Origin of the sequence: Confluentibacter lentus (assembly GCF_002806995.1) — a bacterium.
Lineage (GTDB): Bacteria > Bacteroidota > Bacteroidia > Flavobacteriales > Flavobacteriaceae > Confluentibacter > Confluentibacter lentus.
The window spans coordinates 516,534-536,953 of record NZ_NIHE01000001.1 but is presented as its reverse complement, the minus strand read 5'-3'; the positions used below and the strand labels follow the sequence as shown (position 1 = coordinate 536,953).

15 protein-coding genes are annotated in these 20,420 nt (G+C 35.1%); 13 read left to right on the top strand and 2 right to left on the bottom strand.

Annotated elements, in window-relative coordinates:
• Position 1 precedes the first annotated feature (1 nt).
• The 8 genes from CDH50_RS02340 (at position 2) to CDH50_RS02305 (ending at position 11,026) form a co-directional block, all read left to right on the top strand.
• Complete coding sequence (locus tag CDH50_RS02340; protein WP_100610273.1) at positions 2-325, top strand: hypothetical protein; 324 nt, start codon at positions 2-4, stop codon at positions 323-325.
• Between the two features lie 118 nt (positions 326-443).
• A complete protein-coding gene (locus CDH50_RS02335; RefSeq protein ID WP_100610272.1) occupies positions 444-1,049 on the top strand; it encodes a TetR/AcrR family transcriptional regulator in 606 nt (201 codons plus the stop codon).
• 3 nt (positions 1,050-1,052) lie between these two features.
• A complete protein-coding gene (locus CDH50_RS02330; protein WP_100610271.1) occupies positions 1,053-2,396 on the top strand; it encodes a TolC family protein in 1,344 nt (447 codons plus the stop codon).
• 18 nt (positions 2,397-2,414) lie between these two features.
• Entirely contained in the window at positions 2,415-3,575 is a 1,161-nt protein-coding gene (locus tag CDH50_RS02325) for an efflux RND transporter periplasmic adaptor subunit (RefSeq protein ID WP_100610270.1), read from the top strand.
• 9 nt (positions 3,576-3,584) lie between these two features.
• The gene (locus CDH50_RS02320) at positions 3,585-7,097 is read left to right on the top strand and encodes an efflux RND transporter permease subunit (protein ID WP_100610269.1); all 3,513 of its coding nucleotides are present in this window, start codon (positions 3,585-3,587) and stop codon (positions 7,095-7,097) included.
• A 101-nt stretch (positions 7,098-7,198) separates the two neighbouring features.
• Positions 7,199-8,953, top strand: coding sequence for an aspartate--tRNA ligase (gene aspS / locus CDH50_RS02315; RefSeq protein WP_100610268.1), 1,755 nt, complete (start codon positions 7,199-7,201; stop codon positions 8,951-8,953).
• A 16-nt stretch (positions 8,954-8,969) separates the two neighbouring features.
• On the top strand, positions 8,970-10,784 hold the full coding sequence (locus CDH50_RS02310; RefSeq protein ID WP_394337004.1) for a chloride channel protein: 1,815 nt from the start codon (positions 8,970-8,972) through the stop codon (positions 10,782-10,784).
• Between the two features lie 8 nt (positions 10,785-10,792).
• Positions 10,793-11,026 (top strand): hypothetical protein, encoded by a 234-nt coding sequence (locus tag CDH50_RS02305; RefSeq protein ID WP_100610267.1) that lies wholly within the window; start codon positions 10,793-10,795, stop codon positions 11,024-11,026.
• A 55-nt stretch (positions 11,027-11,081) separates the two neighbouring features.
• On the opposite strand, the gene CDH50_RS02300 is transcribed toward CDH50_RS02305, so the two are convergent.
• Positions 11,082-11,531: a nucleoside deaminase gene (locus CDH50_RS02300; RefSeq protein ID WP_100610266.1), complete on the bottom strand. Its 450-nt coding sequence runs from the start codon at positions 11,529-11,531 to the stop codon at positions 11,082-11,084.
• 39 nt (positions 11,532-11,570) lie between these two features.
• Here CDH50_RS02300 and dxs point away from each other — a divergent pair, with 39 nt between their 5' ends.
• A complete protein-coding gene (gene dxs, locus CDH50_RS02295; RefSeq protein ID WP_100610265.1) occupies positions 11,571-13,340 on the top strand; it encodes a 1-deoxy-D-xylulose-5-phosphate synthase in 1,770 nt (589 codons plus the stop codon).
• Here dxs and dgt read toward each other — a convergent pair.
• Positions 13,337-14,677 (bottom strand): dGTP triphosphohydrolase, encoded by a 1,341-nt coding sequence (gene dgt, locus CDH50_RS02290; RefSeq protein ID WP_100610264.1) that lies wholly within the window; start codon positions 14,675-14,677, stop codon positions 13,337-13,339. The genes dxs and dgt overlap by 4 nt on opposite strands.
• 159 nt (positions 14,678-14,836) lie before the next feature.
• Between dgt and CDH50_RS02285 the strand changes: the two genes are divergently transcribed.
• From CDH50_RS02285 to CDH50_RS02270, 4 genes are all read left to right on the top strand, one after another.
• The gene (locus tag CDH50_RS02285) at positions 14,837-15,223 is read left to right on the top strand and encodes a carboxypeptidase-like regulatory domain-containing protein (RefSeq protein WP_100610263.1); all 387 of its coding nucleotides are present in this window, start codon (positions 14,837-14,839) and stop codon (positions 15,221-15,223) included.
• A gap of 255 nt (positions 15,224-15,478) precedes the next feature.
• Positions 15,479-18,289, top strand: a complete 2,811-nt coding sequence (locus CDH50_RS02280; protein WP_100610262.1) for a TonB-dependent receptor — start codon at positions 15,479-15,481, stop codon at positions 18,287-18,289.
• A 40-nt stretch (positions 18,290-18,329) separates the two neighbouring features.
• A complete protein-coding gene (locus CDH50_RS02275; RefSeq protein WP_100610261.1) occupies positions 18,330-19,739 on the top strand; it encodes a hypothetical protein in 1,410 nt (469 codons plus the stop codon).
• 66 nt (positions 19,740-19,805) lie between these two features.
• The gene (locus tag CDH50_RS02270) at positions 19,806-20,399 is read left to right on the top strand and encodes a hypothetical protein (protein WP_100610260.1); all 594 of its coding nucleotides are present in this window, start codon (positions 19,806-19,808) and stop codon (positions 20,397-20,399) included.
• The last annotated feature ends 21 nt before the right edge of the window (positions 20,400-20,420 follow it).

The following is a 20,420-nucleotide window of genomic DNA, read 5'->3' as shown; positions in this document are numbered from 1 at the left end:
TATGAACCATACATTCAGATCAAAAAGAAAATTCTTTTTTTTAGTTCCCATAGTCATTCTATTCGGACTAACATTTATCGTAATGTGGCTCTGGAACGCTATTTTACCCGAAATCATTTATGTAAAATCCATAACTTATTGGCAAGCCATGGGAATTTTAGTGCTGAGTAAAATACTATTTGGCAGTTTTTCAAAATGCGGAAATCCCAACCATGGTAGGAGTAAAAGGCAGTTCATCAACAAAATTAAAAATATGTCGCCAGAAGAACGCATGGCATTTAAAGAAGCCTGGAAATGCCGATTCTATAACAGAAATAAGTGCTAAACACAATCAAAAACCATTTAGTTTTTAAATTGAATGTTTCGAAATAGTTATTTTTAATTAAAACTTTGGAAACTTTTTTGGTTTTTAAAGTTTCCTGTTGTAGTTTTGCGCCTTCAAAATGAGAGAACAGATTATAAATACTGCCGCAGAATTATTTTTAACCCTTGGGTTTAAAAGTGTTACCATGGATGATATTGCCAATGAAATAGGCATATCAAAAAAAACCATATATGTACATTTTGCTAATAAAACAAAGTTGGTTGAAGCTGTAACATTCGAGCTTTTTGGTAGGATATGTGAAGGTATTGATGGTATTTGTAACACAGCATTAAACCCTATTGAACAATTGTACGATATAAAAATGTTTGTGATGCATCATTTAAAAAACGAAAAATCATCACCTCAATATCAACTTAAAAAGTATTACCCCCAAATATACGAGCTTTTAAAAATCAAGCAGTTCGAAAAAATGCACGATTCTGTTAAACAAAGTTTGCAAAAAGGTATTGATACCGAGTTGTTCAGACCTAACATTAATGTGGATTTTATTTCGAGAATGTACTTTAATGGGATGACGGGAATAAAAGATGATACCATTTTCCCCCAAAATATTTTCACTATGGATTATTTAATGGAAAGTTATTTAGAATACCATTTAAGAGCCATAGTAACAGACAAAGGCTTACAAATATTAAACAAGTTTATAACATCAAATCAATCATAAAACATGAAGCAAAAACTAATTTTAATTTTTAGTTTATTAATTTCAGCAGTAATAATAGCTCAAGAAAATCCACAGAATTTTTCTTTGGAAGAAGCTATTAATTACGGTTTGGAACATAATAGAACCGTAAAAAATGCAGCCTTGGATATTCAGGCCGCAGAAAAACAAAAATGGGAAACTATTGCAACGGGATTGCCACAGATAAGTGGAAATGCGAGTTACCAAGATTTCTTAAAGCTACAAACTCAAGTAGTTCCGGCTCAGGCTTTTGGTGGTCCTGCTGGAGAATATGCTGCCATTAATTTTGGAATAAAACAAAACTTTAATGCGACGGCTACATTAAATCAGTTGTTGTTTGATGGGTCTTATTTAGTGGGCTTGCAATCGGCTAAAGTATTTTTGGAAATATCTGAAAACGCCAAAGAGAAAACTGACTTAGAAGTCAGGAAATCCATCATAAACGCTTATGGCAATGTATTGCTTACAACCGAAAGTGAAAGTATACTACAACGAAATCTTGATGTACTGAAAAAGAACCTTAAAGAAACGACCGCCATTTTTGAAAATGGGTTAGAGGAAGAAGAAAGTGTAGAGCAATTACAAATAACCTTATCCAGTATAGAAAGTAATTTAAATAATGTAAAGCGATTAAAAAGGATTGGATATCAAATGTTAAATATTGCTTTAGGATTGGATATTAATTCTCAAATAAACCTGACGGATAATTTAGAAAGTTTAACCCTGCAACATATGAATTTGGATTTACTAAATGCCGAAGAATCTGTTGACAACAATATAGATTACAAAATTGCTTTAAATGATAAAACATCTAAGGAATTGCTTGTGAAACTAGAAAAAAGTAAAGCATTACCAACGTTAAGTGCTTCTTTATCTGGCGGTTATTTATCATACAGTGATACATTTAGTTTTTTTGAAAGTGACCAACCTTATTATGGCTTCGGGGTTTTCGGAGTTAATTTAAGTATTCCCATATTCAGTTCTGGATTAAGAAGTGCTGCAACACAACGTGCTAAAATAAATCTTGAAAAATCTAAAGATAATTTAACTGAGACAGAGCAAAATCTAAAACTTCAAATTGCAGCTTCAAAAAGCGATTATCAATTAGCGATAGAAGAATATGAAAACAAAAAGCAAAATTTGCAATTGGCAGAACGCATAGAAAGTAAAAACCAAACCAAGTTTTTTGAAGGCGTTACCTCTAGTTTCGATTTAAGACAAGCCCAGATTCAACTATATAGTTCTCAACAAGAATATTTACAAGCGATGCTTGATGTCATCAACAAAAAAGCAGAGCTAGAAACCGTTTTAAACTCAACAAATCATTAATCAACAATAAAAACAATCATGAAACATATATTATATATTCTATTGTTTTCCTTAGTAATTACTTCTTGTGGTGATAAAAAGGAAACTGCTGCAGACGTTATAGCAACAAATGACGAAGCCAAAATCAAAGCTAAAAGGGAGGCACTTGTAAACCAGCAACACGCTTTGTTGCAAGAAATAAAATTGCTTGAAGATAAAATCCATGAGCTAGATCCTGAAAAAAACTTGCCTTTGGTAACGACGTTTATTTCAAAAACAGAACTTTTTGATCATTACTTAGAACTTCAAGGAAATGTAGATACCAAACAAAACATTGTCATATATCCAGAAACACAAGGTATTTTAACCAAAGTGTATGTAAAGGAAGGCGATAAAGTTGCAAAAGGCCAATTATTGGCGACTATTGATGATGGCGGATTGAGTCAGCAATTAGCGCAACTTCAAATTCAATCAGATCTTGCAAAAACAACTTTTGAGCGTCAAAAACGTTTGTGGGACCAAAAAATAGGGAGTGAAATCCAGTATTTACAAGCCAAAACAAGCTACGAATCGCAACTTCAAACAGTCAATCAATTAAAAAGTCAATTGGCAAAAAACTCTTTAAGAGCACAATTTTCTGGTATTGTAGATGATGTTATGATAGAACAAGGAAGTGTGGTAGCACCGCAATCGCCAGTGATACGTATGGTGAATTTGGATGATATGTATATTGAAACTGATGTTCCAGAAAGTTATATAACCGACGTCGTTGTTGGTAAAAATGTTCAAATTGAATTTCCAGTTTTAGGTAAAACAATACAAGGTAAAATTAGACAAGCGGGTAATTTTATTAATCCCGCCAACAGAACATTTAGAATTGAAGTGGCTGTTCCCAATGCAGATAAGATGATTAAGCCAAACCTTACTGCAAAACTTAAAATAAATGATTATACAAACAGTAAGGCAATTTTAATACCCCAAAATATTATTTCCGAAAATGCTAATGGAGAGCAGTATATCTATGTTGTAAAGAACAAAGATGGTAACAATGCCAAAGCAAATAGGGTTATTATAGAAACAGGAAAAACACAAGGCGACTTCATAGAAGTAATTAGTGGGATTGATGATAATTCAGAAATCATTAAAGAAGGTGCCCGAAGTGTTAAAGATGGCCAAACCGTTAAAATTGCCAATCAATAAAGAAACGCTATGAGTAAGCAAAAGAAACAAGTTGATAAAGAATTTGGTATGTCCTCATGGGCCATACACAACAAAACCTCAATGTATGTGGTGATGGTGGTTATTTTCTTTTTAGGTGTAGCAGCATATTTTAATATGCCAAGGGAAAATTTTCCTGAAGTACACGAAACAAAAATATATATAAGTTCTCTGTATCCTGGTAACACAGCAGAAGATATTGAAAAACTAATAACAGATCCTTTAGAGGAAAAGCTAAAAACAGTTAGTAATGTGGTAGAGATTACCTCTACATCGCAAGAAGATTACTCTATGATTGTTGTTGAGTTTGATGAAGGCATTAGTGTAGAACTGGCGAAGCAGAAAGTAGAAGATGAAATAAGTACCGAAACCTCAAGTGAAGATTGGCCAACATTCAATGGGGCTAAGATAGAACCGAATGTATTTGAATTAAGTCTTTCTGAGGAAATGCCCATATTAAATATCAATATTTCTGGAGATTATCCAGTAGATAAATTGAAGGAATATGGAGAGCATTTAGAGGATGAAATTGAAAGTCTTATCGAAATCAAACAAGTTGATATCCGAGGCGCTCAAGAAAAAGAAGTTGAAGTTGCCGTAGATATTTATAAAATGATGGCATCACAAGTAAGTTTTGATGATGTTATTGGTGCCATTAATAATGGAAATATGACAATGTCTGCCGGGAATCTTATAGCGAGTGGCCAGCGAAGAACCATAAGGATTATTGGTGAAATTGATAAACCATCAGATCTTGAAAACTTTGTGGTAAAGTCTGAAAACGAAAACCCCATTTATCTAACAGACATTGCTAAAGTAACTTTTAAGGATAAAGATAAAACCACATTTGCGAGGGAATATGATGCCTCAATAGGTGAAGGCGCCCCTGTTGTGATGTTGGATGTTAAAAAACGGTCAGGTCAAAATGAAGTAGCTGCCGTAGAGCAAATAAGAAAGATTGTTGAAGAAGCCAAAACCAATGTGTTTCCTTCAAACTTAAAAGTGAATATTACTAATGATCAATCATCAAAAACCTTAGGGCAAGTGGACGATTTGGTTAACAATATCATTTTTGGTATCATGTTGGTGGTAGGCGTTTTAATGTTCTTCTTAGGGTTTAAAAATGCCCTTTTTGTGGGGTTTGCCATTCCTATGTCCATGTTCATGTCCATAATGATTTTAAATACTTTAGGATACACGATGAACACCATGATTCTTTTTGGGTTGATTATGGGACTTGGTATGTTGGTTGACAACGGGATTGTTTTAGTTGAAAACGTTTATCGTCTCATGGAAGATGAAGGAATGAACCGTGTAGATGCCGCTAAAAAGGGTATTGGCGAAATAGCCATGCCTATTATTATTTCAACAGCCACAACGGTTGCGGCCTTCGTCCCACTAGGTTTATGGCCTGGTCTTATGGGGCAATTTATGATTTATTTCCCAATTACATTGTCGGTTGTATTGGGGTCTTCCTTAATTGTTGCCATATTCTTTAACTCCGTATTGGTATCTCAATTGATGACCACCGAAGATAAGGATATGCCAAAAGACCGTATCATAAAAATAACGTCCATAATTTCAGTTATAGGAATCCTCATTTTAATTTTTGGTGGGGCTTATAGAGGTTTAGGTGGTGTTATGGTGTTTACAGCCATCATGCTTTGGGTTTATAGATTGGTAATTAGAAAAATGGCAAATAATTTTCAAGCCAAAACCTTAGTGAGATTAGAGGATGCTTATGAAAAAACGTTGAAAAGAGCTTTAAAAGGTAAACGACCTTATTTGATATCTATTGGCACATTTTTGCTACTTATTATCGCTTTTGTAGCTTTTGGGGTTTCTATGGCAACCAAAAGAACCAAAGTAGAGTTTTTTCCAGATAACAAACCTAATCAAATAGTAGTTTATATTGAATATCCAGAAGGAACGGACATTAATAAAACCAATGAAATTACTAAAGACATAGAAAAGAAAGTCTATGCGGTCATTAATGAAGCTATGTATATTGAGGATGGTAAAAACTTCATGGTAGAAAGTGCGGTATCCCAAGTGGGTGAAGGTGCTGGAAATCCTCAAACCGATGGAGGTTCTGCAGCAGAGATGCCCCATAAGGCAAAAATTACGGCTTCCATGCGTGAGTATAAATATCGTAATGGCGAGGATAGCGAATTAATGCGTCAAAAAGTGCAGCAAGCATTGGTTGGTATTTACCCTGGGGTTTTAATTTCTGTTGAAAAAGATGCCGCTGGGCCACCAGCAGGACCACCAATTAATATTGAATTGAAAGGGGACGATTATTCTGAATTGATAGCTGAAGCTGAAAAAATGCGTGACTTTATCAATTCTAAAAATATAGGAGGCATTGATGAATTAAAGATTGATGTTAATAAAGACAAGCCGAGCATGCAGGTGCTAGTTGATAGGGAAAAAGCAGGTGAGTTGGGCGTTAGTAGTGGCCAAGTTGGGCAACAACTTAGAAACTCCATTTTTGGAGCGAAAGCTGGTGTTTATAAGGAAGCGGGCGAAGATTATGATATTTACGTGCGTTTTAATGAAGAGAATAGATATAACAAAAGTGCTATTTTCAATCAGAATATCACATTTAGGGATATGGCATCAGGGCAAATAAGGGCTATACCCGTGTCAACGGTAGCTAGCCAAAGCAACAATTCTGGTTACAGTGCCATAAAACACAAGCAAGCAAAACGTTTGGTAACGCTGTATTCAGCATTGTCACCAGGATATACTGATGCAGGTGCAGTAGTCGATCAAATTCAAAATGAAATGAAAAATTTTGAAGGTTTGCCAAGCACTATTAAAGTAGATTATACAGGACAAATTGAAGAACAAAATAAGGAGCAAGCCTTTTTAATGAGTGCCTTTTTTAAAGGATTGGCATTGATTTTCTTTATTCTTATTTTCCAATTTAATTCGGTGTCAAAACCTGCCATTATTATGTCTGCTGTTTTTTTAAGTCTCATCGGCGTTTTTGGAGGTATTGTAATTACGGGCGCGCCTTTTGTTATCATGATGACCATGATGGGGATTATTTCCTTGGCGGGTATCGTAGTAAATAATGGGGTAGTGCTACTAGATTATGCACAATTATTGATAGATAGAAAAAAGTATGAATTAGGCCTAGATGATGACGAATATTTACAAGCAAGCGATTTATTTGATTGTATAGTTGTTGCAGGTAAAGCACGTTTACGCCCCGTATTATTAACGGCTATAACAACCATTTTAGGGTTAATTCCGTTGGCGATTGGATTGAATATTAATTTTTTCACATTATTTAGTGAATTTAACCCACATATTTATTTTGGTGGAGATAACGTTATTTTCTGGGGGCCTTTGGCATGGACGGTTATTTACGGACTATTTATTGCTACATTCTTAACATTAGTTGTTGTACCAATATTATTCTATTTAATAACCTTATTCAAAATGTGGTTAAAGAGTAAATTTAGTTCAACAGAAGTCAAAGTTCAAGAAGTTTAATAATACTCAAATCCGATTGATAGTAAAACCCTCAAAATTGTTTGAGGGTTTTTTATTATAATCATATAACTTATGTAAATTTGCTCTTCAATTTTTAAACTATGTACAGAAGTCATCATTGTGGCGAATTAAGAGCTGAAAATATTAATGAAACCGTAACACTTTCAGGGTGGGTTCAAAAATCAAGGGACAAAGGTTTTATTGTTTGGGTAGATTTGCGTGACCGTTACGGCATTACCCAATTGGTATTTGATGAAGAACGTACATCCAAACAAATGATGCAGAAAGCCCAAAATTTAGGGCGTGAATTTGTCATTCAAGTGAAAGGAACGGTTATTGAACGTGCTTCAAAAAACGCCAATATTCCAACAGGAGATATCGAAATTTTGGTTTCAGAATTAACTATTTTGAATGAAGCCTTATTACCACCGTTTACCATTGAAGACAAAACAGATGGAGGAGAAGAGTTGCGTATGAAATACCGCTATTTGGATATTCGTCGTAATCCAGTAAAAAACAGTCTGATTTTTAGGCATAAAGTAGCTCAAGAGGTTCGTAAATATTTATCCAATGAAGGTTTTATTGAAGTGGAAACACCTTATTTAATAAAATCCACGCCTGAAGGTGCCCGCGATTTTGTGGTGCCAAGTAGAATGAATGAAGGTCAGTTTTACGCACTGCCACAATCACCCCAAACCTTCAAACAATTGTTGATGGTTGGTGGCATGGATAAATATTTTCAAATTGTAAAATGTTTTAGGGATGAAGATTTACGGGCGGACAGACAGCCGGAATTCACACAAATAGATTGTGAAATGGCGTTTGTGGAGCAAGAAGATATTTTAAATGTTTTTGAAGGCTTAACACGTTATTTACTTAAAGAAGTGAATGGTGTTGAGGTTAAGGAATTCCCAAGAATGTTATATGATGATGCGATGCGTTTGTATGGAAATGATAAACCAGACATTCGATTTGGAATGCAGTTTGGAGAATTGAATGAAGTAGCACAGCATAAAGATTTTGGAGTCTTCAATTCGGCCGAGTTAGTCGTTGGTATTGCCGTTCCTGGCGGAAATGCATACACAAGAAAAGACATAGATCAATTAATTGATTGGGTTAAACGTCCACAAATTGGTGCTTTAGGAATGGTTTATGTGCGCTGTAATGAAGATGGCTCTTTTAAATCTTCTGTAGATAAATTCTATGATGAAACCGATTTGTCCAAATGGGCAAAAGTTACAGGAGCCAAAGCAGGCGATTTAATTTGTGTACTTTCCGGAGAAACTAATAAAACAAGAACACAACTTTCAGCCTTGCGCATGGAATTGGCAGAACGTTTAGGGTTACGTAAACCAAACGAGTTTGCCCCACTTTGGGTATTGGATTTTCCTTTATTGGAATGGGATGAAGAAACCAAACGTTACCACGCCATGCACCATCCGTTTACTTCTCCAAAACCAGGGCAAATAGACTTGTTAAAAACGAATCCTGGTGATGTTAAAGCCAATGCCTACGATTTGGTTCTTAACGGAAATGAAATAGGTGGAGGTTCTATTCGTATTCATGATAAAAAAACACAAGCCTTAATGTTTGATTATTTAGGGTTTACCCCAGAAGAAGCCAAAGCACAATTTGGGTTTTTAATGGATGCTTTTCAATATGGTGCACCACCACATGGCGGTTTGGCTTTTGGATTGGATAGATTGGTGGCTATTTTAGGCGGACAAGAAACCATCCGCGATTTTATTGCATTCCCGAAAAATAATTCGGGGCGCGATGTGATGATTGATGCGCCAGCACCGCTAGACGATAAGCAATTAGAAGAACTGAGCTTAAAGCTTCATCTAAAAAAATAAAAATCAATCCTGCTTCATGCAGGATTTTTTACTAGATTTAATTATGCCGAAAGAAACCATTTTAAAACACGTACTTATTTGGAGAGCAAAACACATCTCTCACAGACAGTTTGTATATATTTTAAGTATTGTAGTTGGTTTTACTTCGGGTGTTGGGGCCGTGGTGTTAAAAAACTTAACCCACTTTTTTCAACATATTTTAGAAGGTAATTTGGTAAAATACTACCATAGCGCCTTTTATTTTCTATTTCCTATTCTCGGACTAACATTTGTGTATCTTATCATGAAATATGTGATAAGAAACAAAGTAAGTCATGGTATTCCGTCAACGCTCTATGCCATTTCGAAACGGAAAGGGATAATGAGGCAGCATCAAATGTTTGGTTCTATTTTGACAGCACCAATTACCGTCGGTTTTGGAGGTTCTGTAGGGTTGGAAGGGCCAACAGTCGCCACAGGAGCCGCTATTGGCTCAAACATTTCCAGAATGTTTCACATGAACCAAACGACTCGGAATTTATTAATAGGTTGTGCCGCCGCTGGTGCGATGTCTTCAATTTTTAAAGCCCCTGTTGCTGCTATTATTTTTGCCATTGAAGTTTTTAGTTTAGATTTAACCATAGCGTCTTTATTGCCATTATTATTAGCATCACTTTCAGCGATATTGACCTCTTATTTTTTCTTTGGTGATGACATCTTATTGCCATTTAAAATTGAAGATAAGTTCGTCATTCAAGATGCGCCTTTTTATATGGTTCTGGGAGTTGCCGCGGCATTTACATCTATTTATTTCGCACAGGTATATGACCGCATTAATAAGTTTTTTGAAAAAATAAAATCGCCTATCAAACGACTGCTTCTCGGCGGTGTCCTTTTGGGTATTTTGATATTTTTTATTCCGCCACTTTATGGTGAAGGTTTTGAGGTTATCAATAACTTAATAGCAGGAAATCCAGAGAAGGCCTTAGAAAACAATTTTTTACAAATGGATTTAACCAATGTATGGATTGTTATTGGTCTGTTAGCTGGATTGGTTTTCTTTAAAATTATTGCCAGTTGCCTCACTTTTGGAGCAGGAGGTGTGGGAGGTATTTTTGCACCTACACTTTTTATGGGAAGTATTATGGGGAATTGCATGGCTAAGATTATTAATAATAGTGGTTTTATAAACACACCAATTTCCGAAAGTAATTTTACTTTGGTAGGCATGGCAGGTTTATTGGCGGGCGTTTTGCATGCACCATTAACGGCCATCTTTTTAATTGCGGAACTTACAAGCGGTTACGAGTTGTTTATTCCTTTAATGTTGACAGCGACCATTTCGTTTATCATTACAAAATATTTCAGTCCGCATTCTGTTTATAATATGGAACTTGGTCGAAAAGGAGAACTCATCACACACGATAAAGATCATGCGGTATTATCGTTTATGGATATTGATAAAGTGATTGAAACCAATTTTGTGAGTATCACATCGAACATGAATTTAGGAGAAATAGTCCATACGGCTGTGATTAAATCCAATAGAAATATTTTTCCCGTGATTGATGCTAAAACGAAGCAATTGATGGGGATTATTCTTTTAGATGATTTAAGACCGATTATGTTCGATCAAGATTTGTATAATGAAGTAAGAGCACACGAAATCATGCAACCGGCTCCAGAAATAATTGATATGGATAAAGATAAAATGACCGATATTATGAAAAAGTTTCAAGATAGCAGCGCATGGAATTTACCAGTCGTAAAAGACGATGTCTATATTGGGTTCATTTCAAAATCCAAACTTTTAACTGCTTACAGAAGGCAGCTTATTAATTTCACTAATTAAGTTAAGACATGAAATACTTTATCATTTTTTTATTTATAGCCACTTTGGGAAGTATCTTTACAGGCTATCTTATAGATTCTGAGTTTTCACAAAAACTCATTGGTTTTGGTGTTTTAGGGCTATTTTTTGTCGCTTTCCCCGTATTTGCCTATTACCGTTGGAAAGACAAAGACATTAAAGATTACATGCTAACTAAAGAGAATTTAGATAAAATGCGTGACCGACGGGATAAAGAAAAATAAAGGTTACTGAACATCCCTCTTTGCATTACCAAGCACCCAACACCCAGCACCCAAATCAATTCAAATTCCGCCGTTCAATAAAAAACCGTTTTAAAAGCTCAGACGCTTCAGCTTCCATGATGCCACCTCTAATGGTTGTTTTCGGATGCAATTTTGTGTTTAAGTGAATACACCCTCGCTCCATATCCCTCGCTCCATAAACAATATGGGAAATCTGACTCCAATACAAGGCACCGGCACACATTTGGCAAGGTTCTAAAGTAACATATAATGTGCATTTTTGAAGATATTTTCCACCTAAGAAATTAGCAGCCGCGGTAATGGCTTGCATTTCGGCATGCGCGGTTACATCGGTTAAAGTTTCGGTTAGGTTATGGCCTCTTGCTATTATTTTGTTATCAATAACAATCACGGCACCCACAGGAATTTCACCTTTACTATAAGCCAATTCAGCTTCCTGAAATGCTTTTTTCATAAAATAGATGTCATCAAAAGGTTCTATCATAATAACAAAAATACAAATTCATTCTTGTACTTTTGTCAAGTGCAAAATTCAATTTTAGACCATATTAACTCGCCCAAAGAACTACGCCTTTTAAACCAAAAGGACTTATCCCAACTTGCCCAAGAGTTACGGGAGTTTATCATCAATATTGTGGCAACCAAAGAAGGGCATTTAGGGGCTAGTTTGGGTGTGATAGAATTAACCATTGCTTTACACTATGTATTCAATACGCCAGAAGATTTAATTATTTGGGATGTGGGTCACCAAGCGTACGGCCATAAAATTTTAACGGGCAGAAAAGACAATTTTCACACCAACAGACAAATGAATGGTGTGAGCGGATTTCCAAAACGCAGCGAAAGTGTGTATGATGCGTTTGGTGTTGGGCATGCCTCAACGTCTATTTCTGCGGCTTTGGGTATGGCGATTGCTTCCAAACTACAAGGCGATTTGGAAAAGCAACACATTGCTGTTATTGGGGATGCCTCTATTGCGAGCGGCATGGCGTTTGAAGGATTGAACCACGCAGGCGTTACCGATGCCAATATATTGGTTATTTTAAATGATAATGCCATCGGTATCGACCCAAGCGTGGGGGCTTTAAAACAATATTTGACCAACGTTAAAAAAGGCATTCAGAAAAAAAATAATATTATTAAAGCTTTGAATTTTGATTATTCAGGCCCTATCGACGGACATGATATTGATAAAATCATTTCAGAATTACAACGTTTAAAAACGATTAAAGGCCCGAAATTTTTACACATCATTACCACCAAAGGCAAAGGTTTAAAGCAAGCGGAAGAAAACCAAGTAAAATACCATGCGCCAGGAAAGTTTGATGCCATAACAGGCGATTTAATTTCAAAATCCACGGCTGGGCAACCACCTAAATATCAAGATGTGTTTGGTTATACCATTGTGGAACTTGCAAAGGCCAACAGCAAGATTGTCGGGATTACACCTGCGATGCCAACGGGAAGTTCGTTAAAATATATGATGGATGTTTTTCCAGACCGTGCGTTTGATGTGGGCATAGCCGAACAACATGCCGTAACTTTAGCAGCGGGTATGGCGACCCAAGGATTGATACCGTTTTGTAATATCTATTCCACGTTTCTGCAACGTGCCTACGACCAAATTATTCATGATGTCGCTCTACAACAATTACCTGTTATTTTTTGTTTGGATCGTGCCGGATTGGTGGGTGAAGATGGTGCCACGCATCATGGGGTTTTTGATGTGTCGTATTTAAGGTGTATTCCCAATCTCATCATTTTTGCACCTAGAAATGAGGTGGAGTTACGCAACATCATGTACACCGCACAACTAGGTTTGCAACAGCCTATTGCCATAAGATACCCAAGAGGACAAGGCATCACTTTAGATTGGAAACAACCATTTTCTAAAATAGAAATTGGTAAAGGCGTTCAACTAAAAGATGGTAAAAAAATAACGGTTTTAAGTATAGGTGCTATTGCTAAGAATGTCAGCGATGCTATTGAAAAATCTAAAAATCCTGATGATATCGCACATTACGATATGCGTTTTGTAAAGCCTTTAGATGAACCATTATTACACATTATTTTAAAAACATTTGATATTATTATCACCATTGAAGACAACAGTATTAAAGGCGGGTTTGGAAGTGCTGTTTTAGAATTTGCTGCAACCCATAACTATAAAAATAATATCAAACTTTTAGGCATTCCAGATGTGTTTATAGACCATGGTAGTGTAGCTGAACTTCAAAAAAGTATTGGTTTGGATGCGGAAAGTCTAGCTAAGTTTTTAAATACATTTTCTTAAATTTCAAACCCCTTTATCTTTTTGTACTCCAAAATAGCTTTACTATCTGAAAGTAGAGACACATAAAAACACACGCTAGACAAGCGTTGGTACAAACTGGAATTTTCGATGTTTATGGTTTTTGGGAGGCTTTTAAAAATAAGTTTGTCGTAATTGGAAGCCGTGCCATCAAATATGTTATTTATAGCGTTGGTGTAGGTGGTTAAAAGCGTGTTTAAAACGCCGTAACCCGCAATTTCCTTATCGACCACCTCGGTGGATTGGTAGATATTTTCAACACTTATTTTAATAATATCTTTTATTTGGGCATCGTATTTGCTTTTATCCAACAAAGCACAATCAAAGTCTCCATTTAAAATGGCATCTTCATATTTCATAAAAATAGTGACGGCTTCGTCAATTAAAGTACCAATCGCTAAGGCGCGCAAATAACTCACACGGTCTTCTTTATTAGTCAGCGCATAATAGTTTTCAGTTTTAATTCTATCTCGCACTAGATTGATGAGGTATTCCAAAGCAAATTCTTCTTGGATGAGCCCTAAGTTGATGCCATCTTCAAAATCGATGATGGTATAGCAAATATCATCGGCAGCTTCTACTAAAAACGCCAACGGATGGCGGGAAAAACTTAAATCTTTATTACTGCGTTTTATCAAACCCAATTCAGATGCGACATCAACAAAAGCATCTTTGTCACTTTGAAAAAATCCATACTTTTTATCGGCAATGTGAGTTGTCGGCTTTTTAGGAAGCGATTCTTTTGGGTATTTGGTAAAAGCACCCAAGGTGGCATAACTTAAACGCAAACCGCCACTTCTTCCAGCGCGGCTTTCGGTTAAAATTTTAAAACCGTTAGCATTGCCTTCAAAGTCACATAAATCTTGGTATTCCTTTGCTGTGAGTTGGCTTTTGTATTTACTACCAGCACCGGTTTTAAAAAATTCGCCAATCGCTTTTTCACCTGAATGTCCGAATGGCGGATTCCCAATGTCATGCGCCAAGGCCGCCGCCGCTACAATAGCGCCAAAATCGTTTACTTGATAACCATGAACGTTTAGTAAATGCGGATGTTTTTCCAATAATTTTTTACCAACCAATCTACCAAGCGAACGCCCAACCACACTCACTTCCAAACTGTGGGTTAAACGCGTGTGGACAAAGTCCGTTTGCGATAAAGGAATAACCTGAGTTTTATCTTGTAAGCTTCTAAATTCAGAAGAAAAAATAATGCGGTCATAATCAACTTCAAAACCCAAACGGGTTTCATCTTGTTCTTTTCTAATGCGTTTATTGGTATCGCCAAAGCGTTTTAAGGATAATAATTGTTCCCAGTTCATGGTGCGGATTTAAGTAAGGCAAGATAAAGAAATTCAGTTAAAATAAAACTCGAACTTGGTAACATTAAGCTAACATTTTAATGACCGTTGCTTAATATTTAGGTAACATTCACTTAGTAGTAAAGCTTTTAATTTGCACTGTTATTATTTGTCCGTTTTATGAAAAACATTTTTTACTTATTCATCATGTTGTTTGCCACGGTTGGTTATGCCCAAAATACAGGCTTAATTGTTGGTAAAGTAATGGATAATGAAATGGACAATACACCTTTGGTATTTGCAAATATGTCTGTTAAAGGAACATCCATAGAAGTTCAAACTGACTTAACAGGATTATTTGTGATTGAAAATTTAGAAGCAGGTGATTATACATTGGTTTGTAGTTTTCCTGGTTACGAAACGCAAGAGATTAAAGTTCATGTTTATGCTTTAAATCCAGTAGAAGTGAATCTGTCATTATCAGCAACCTCAGTTTCTTTACTGGAACTAGCTTCTTTGGTTAGTACTTCAAAAAAAGAAGACATTACTTTTAACGCTTCTAAATAATTAACTTTATTTACTTAAGTAAGTAAATAACGCTTTTTACAAGACTTTTTATTTTTTAAAGCCATCTCGAGTTGGTGTCCTTTTGTATTGAATTATTTATTGTTTTTCAATGTTAACTTAATGTTTCTTTTTTAATAAAAACGCCTTTTTTCGTAACACACAGGTAACTGTTTTTTGAAGTAGGTTTAACTTTTAGGTAACTTCATCTTTACATAGTGGCGGTTTCTTTGCATCAAAATATTTAGATACCAACACATGAAAAAACTATTATTTTATTTAACCCTCTTTACAACATCCCTTATTTACTCTCAAACAGGTTCGGGTACTATCTCTGGAAAAATTACTGATAAAGATTATAATAATGAACCACTTGCTTTTGCAAACATTTTAATTAAAAATACAACCCTAGGAACCATTTCTGATATAGATGGTAACTATTCTGTAAATAATCTTGATCCAGGAGTTTATACCATTGTAGTAAGTTTTGTTGGTTACGAAACCATTGAAGTGCCAAACGTTAAAGTTGAAAACAAGAAAACAACGGAAGTTAATGTGCCAATAGCTGCGGGAGCTGTAAGTTTAGATGACGTGATTATTAGTGCGCCAAGAAGAAGCAACACAGAAAGCGCCGTATTAATTGAAATGCAGAAAGCAAAACAAATTATTAATGCGATTTCTTCTGAGCAAATAACAAGAGGAACTGATGGAAATGCTGCTGAAGCTGTACAACGAGTTCCCGGAGTTACTATTGTGGACGGTAAATTTGTTATGATTAGAGGTTTGAATGAGCGTTATAATAATGTACTGATCAATAATTCTATTGCGCCAAGTACCGAGGTAGATAAACGTACATTCTCGTTCGATTTAATTCCAACGGATGCCATTGATAAAATATTAATATACAAAACAGCTTCATCTGATAAGCCTGGAGATTTTTCGGGAGGTGTTATTAGTTTAACAACTTCAGAAATCATTACAGACTTTACAAAAGTAAGTATTGGAGTTGGTTATAGAAGCAATAGTACGTTTGAAGATTATTTTCAAACTAGAGGTTCTTCTACGGATGGTTTAGGATTCGATCGAAATTTTAGAATGTTACCAAGTGGTTTTCCAACTAAATCACAAATCAATGATTTGCCTGGAGTTAACACTGCTGCCAATCAAATACTTGAAAACAATTTTAATCCTACCTCGTCAATGGCTTGGTTGGACCATAGTCTTGGATTAAGTTTTGGAAGGGTAAAAAACTTTGAAAACGGTGTAAGATTGTCATCTATCAATAGTATAAACCATTCTAACGGGTATCAATATTTTTCAAGACAATTTAACCGCTATACTACATTAAATCCAGGTGAAACAAGACCACCACAATGGTTAAATTATGTTGACGACACTTATAAAAATGAAACAAGAATCACTGCTTTATCAAACTGGATTCTAAAATTAAACGATAATAACACACTTAAATTTAAAAACCTTTTCAATCAAATAGGTGAAAATGAAACCATACTTCGTACAGGGAACAATTTTCTTCAAAGAGGTAATGATTTATTCAAAAACTATTTATTTGGATACAAAGCTAGAACTATTTATGTAGGACAGTTTGAAGGAGAACACAAATTGTCACCTTCTGATAAAATTGATTGGGTTTTGGGAGGGAATTATATTTATGAATCTGAACCAGACTTAAGACGTTTTAGAACCATACAAGCAGCAGATAATCCAAACGGTCCGTTTGAAATGATTGACCCAGCATCATCAAACTTATTTGATACTGGTAGATATTTTGGACAGTTAGATGAATATGCTTTTAACAATGCTGCCAACTTCACTCATACATTTAACAAGACTGAAGATGAAGATGGAACCAGTGCCACTCTGAAAGCTGGGTATTTGGTTGATTACAGAGAAAGAAATTTTGGGGCACGTTATTTTTCATATTTAATTCCAGGATATGTTACTGAAAACAGAAATGAATTAAAGCAATTACCATTAACTGAAATTTTTAATTCTGTAAATGTAAATCCAAATGATGGTTGGATATTAAGCGAAGGAACAAGGCCAATTGATTCGTATGAAGCAAGTAACTTTTTAACAGCGGGTTACTTATATGCACAAATACCGTTAAATAGGTTCGATATTTCTGGTGGTGTTCGCGTAGAACACAACATTCAAAAGTTAGATAGTAGTACCGATACAGAACCCGTAGCAGTTGATAATCCCATCACATCTGTTTTGCCATCCTTTAACGTGTCTTACAATTTAAGCGACCGTTCTACATTAAGATTGGCTTATGGCAAAACTGTAAACAGACCTGAGTTTAGGGAAATTGCACCATTCGTATTTTATGATTATAAAAATGAAGCGGGAAGACGTGGTAGTGCCGATCTTAAAACAGCAGAAATAGATAATATCGACTTACGTTACGAGTTTTATCCCAATATGGGAGAAACCATGAGTTTAGGATTGTTCTATAAAAACTTCAAAAATCCTATTGAAAATGTTACTGAAATTACCACAGAGCAGCCTCAATTCTTATATGCCAATGCAGAGAGTGCTTACAATTACGGTGTGGAAATAGAAATTCGTAAATCGTTTAAGGACATTTCAGATAATCCATTCATTAGCAAACTATCTACTAACATCAATGCATCCTACATTGTATCGGAAGTAGATTTGGGTAGCAATGTAACTTCGCAAGACCAAAACAGAGCTTTGCAGGGACAATCGCCTTATATCATAAATGCGGCTTTAGGTTATGAGGATGAAAATGGTTTTTCGGCCAATGTAATTTACAACCGTTTTGGTGATAGAATCTTCTCTGTTGGAGATAATAACTTTCCAACAATTTACGAGCTATCAAGAGACAATATCGATTTCACAATTTCTAAAAAATTCAAAAAAGTTACTTATAAATTAGGTATTCAAGATTTGTTGAATGCTAAATATCAATTCTTTGAAGATTCAAACAGAGACGAACAAATCAGAAAAAATATTGATAATGCTACCTCAGTTTTCAAAAGAGGAACGCTGTTAACATTTAATGTAACATACAATCTTAATTAAAAAGCAAATACTAAAACACAATTAATTTAAACTGATAATCATGAAAAAAAATCTTTTTTACTTTGCTAGCATCCTTTTTTCTATGCTCGCTATAACATCTTGTACTGTAGAAGAAACGCCTCCTATAACAGTTATTGTTGAAAATGGCGGTGGCGGAACTCCTGAAGAGGAATATGTTGAATTACAAGGAAATTTACAAACACAAACACTTACAAGTGATAACAAATATTTACTTGTTGGTCAGGTTTTTGTTAGAGAAAATCAAGTTTTAACTATTGAGCCAGGAACTACTATTTTTGGTGATAAAGGCACTAAAGGAACATTGGTAATTGATAGAGGCGGCAAAATAATGGCGGAAGGTACTGCTAACGAGCCTATTGTATTTACATCTGCTTTAGCACAAGGTTCTAGAGATAGAGGTGATTGGGGCGGTATTGTAATATTGGGTAGAGCAAATACCAATCAAGCAGACCCAGTTATTGAAGGGATTACACCAACTGTTGTTTTTGGTGGTACAAATGATGCTGATGACTCTGGTGTTTTAAAATATGTTAGAGTAGAATTTGCTGGTATTGAATTAACGCCAAATAATGAAACAAACTCTATTACTTTAGGTGGTGTTGGAAGTGGTACTGTAATGGATTATTGCCAAGTATCTTTTGGTGGTGATGATGGTTTTGAATGGTTTGGTGGTTCTGTGAATTCAAAATACCTAATCACTTTTGGTATGTGGGATGATTCTTTTGACGTAGATTATGGCTTTACTGGCAAAGTGCAATTTGGCTTAGATATTAGATATGGTAGTTATGCCGATCAATCTGGTTCTAACATTTTTGAAACTGATAATGGACCTAATGATAACCTTACAACGTTATTAACAACTGGTGTGTTTTCAAATATTACAGGTATTGGGCCAAGATTAACAAATAGTCAATCAATAAATGGTAACTACCAACATGCTTTAGACTTAAGAAGAAGAACAGCACTTACTATTGCAAACTCAGTTTTTGTTGGTATGCCAAGAGGTATCCGTATGAACCAACAATCGGTTTACGACAATTATAATAACAATACAGGTGCATTATTGAATAATATCATGGTTGCTCCTGCAACTACATATTCTGTTGGTTCTGGTATGACGGCTACAGCTGCAAACGTACAAGCTTTATGGGAAGCAACTAACACCACTATTACTTCAACAGATTTCAATACGGTATACGCTGATTTAGGATTAAACCAAAATATTTTCTTTGGTACTAATACAAGCACAGGTTATTCAAATAGTGCAACTTTTACAGTAACATCTGGAACTTTAGCTACTGGGGCTTCATTTACTAATGCAAAATTAACAGATGCATTCTTTACACCTACAACTTACAGAGGTGCTTTTGGAGCAACAGATTGGACTGATGGTTGGGCTGAGTTTAACCCAATTCAAAAAGCATACTAAAAATTAATTCTTTATATTTGAAAGAGCTTAGCCTAATAGGTTAGGCTCTTTTTTATAATATCACTTATGAAATATTTTATTTTACTATTACTTTTTATTCCTTTATTATCCTGTCAAAATAAAGAACTTGACATAAATCCGAAAATCTATCTTACCGAAGATCAAGAAGAAGCATTTAAATATGCCGTTATTAGGTATGTGGATAGATTGGCTCCCAAAGCAACCCATGAAACCAAGTTTAATCAGCAATTTGATTCTAACTATCAATTACAGGCTAAGCAAGTAGATTTGTTATTTTATTATGAAGATAAAGGAGAAACATATTTCGCCATTACTAAAATTGCACCAAGTTTAAAAGTAAAGAAAGTAGCAACCGTTGGAAAGCTAAAAATGGATGGGAACAATAACATTACTTATTATGAAGAAATTTTCCGGACTTATAAAATGGAAGAAACACCACTTTTTCAAAAAACTGCATTAATGTTTAAGGATGTTATTCAGAATAAAGATGTTAAAAAATATGAATTCAAAAATTCAAAACCTGAGGAATATATTGAATTCCCTGATGCCAACACGTATTATGATTCTAAAAAAAGACAGTGGATTTCAACCCTAGAAAACCCTTATGAATCTCTAAAGAAGCCGTCTCAAAAGGAATAAAATTTAAGTGCCAATAAAACA

Bases quoted from the DNA above. Each gene is read 5' to 3' on its own strand.
- CDH50_RS02285 (WP_100610263.1), top strand. From the start codon at position 14,837: ATGAAAAACATTTTTTACTTATTCATCATGTTGTTTGCCACGGTTGGT.
- CDH50_RS02340 (WP_100610273.1), top strand. From the start codon at position 2: ATGAACCATACATTCAGATCAAAAAGAAAATTCTTTTTTTTAGTTCCC.
- CDH50_RS02335 (WP_100610272.1), top strand. From the start codon at position 444: ATGAGAGAACAGATTATAAATACTGCCGCAGAATTATTTTTAACCCTT.
- CDH50_RS02300 (WP_100610266.1), bottom strand. From the start codon at position 11,531: ATGATAGAACCTTTTGATGACATCTATTTTATGAAAAAAGCATTTCAG.
- aspS (WP_100610268.1), top strand. From the start codon at position 7,199: ATGTACAGAAGTCATCATTGTGGCGAATTAAGAGCTGAAAATATTAAT.
- CDH50_RS02310 (WP_394337004.1), top strand. From the start codon at position 8,970: ATGCAGGATTTTTTACTAGATTTAATTATGCCGAAAGAAACCATTTTA.
- dgt (WP_100610264.1), bottom strand. From the start codon at position 14,677: ATGAACTGGGAACAATTATTATCCTTAAAACGCTTTGGCGATACCAAT.
- CDH50_RS02330 (WP_100610271.1), top strand. From the start codon at position 1,053: ATGAAGCAAAAACTAATTTTAATTTTTAGTTTATTAATTTCAGCAGTA.
- CDH50_RS02280 (WP_100610262.1), top strand. From the start codon at position 15,479: ATGAAAAAACTATTATTTTATTTAACCCTCTTTACAACATCCCTTATT.
- CDH50_RS02320 (WP_100610269.1), top strand. From the start codon at position 3,585: ATGAGTAAGCAAAAGAAACAAGTTGATAAAGAATTTGGTATGTCCTCA.
- CDH50_RS02270 (WP_100610260.1), top strand. From the start codon at position 19,806: ATGAAATATTTTATTTTACTATTACTTTTTATTCCTTTATTATCCTGT.
- CDH50_RS02325 (WP_100610270.1), top strand. From the start codon at position 2,415: ATGAAACATATATTATATATTCTATTGTTTTCCTTAGTAATTACTTCT.
- CDH50_RS02305 (WP_100610267.1), top strand. From the start codon at position 10,793: ATGAAATACTTTATCATTTTTTTATTTATAGCCACTTTGGGAAGTATC.
- CDH50_RS02275 (WP_100610261.1), top strand. From the start codon at position 18,330: ATGAAAAAAAATCTTTTTTACTTTGCTAGCATCCTTTTTTCTATGCTC.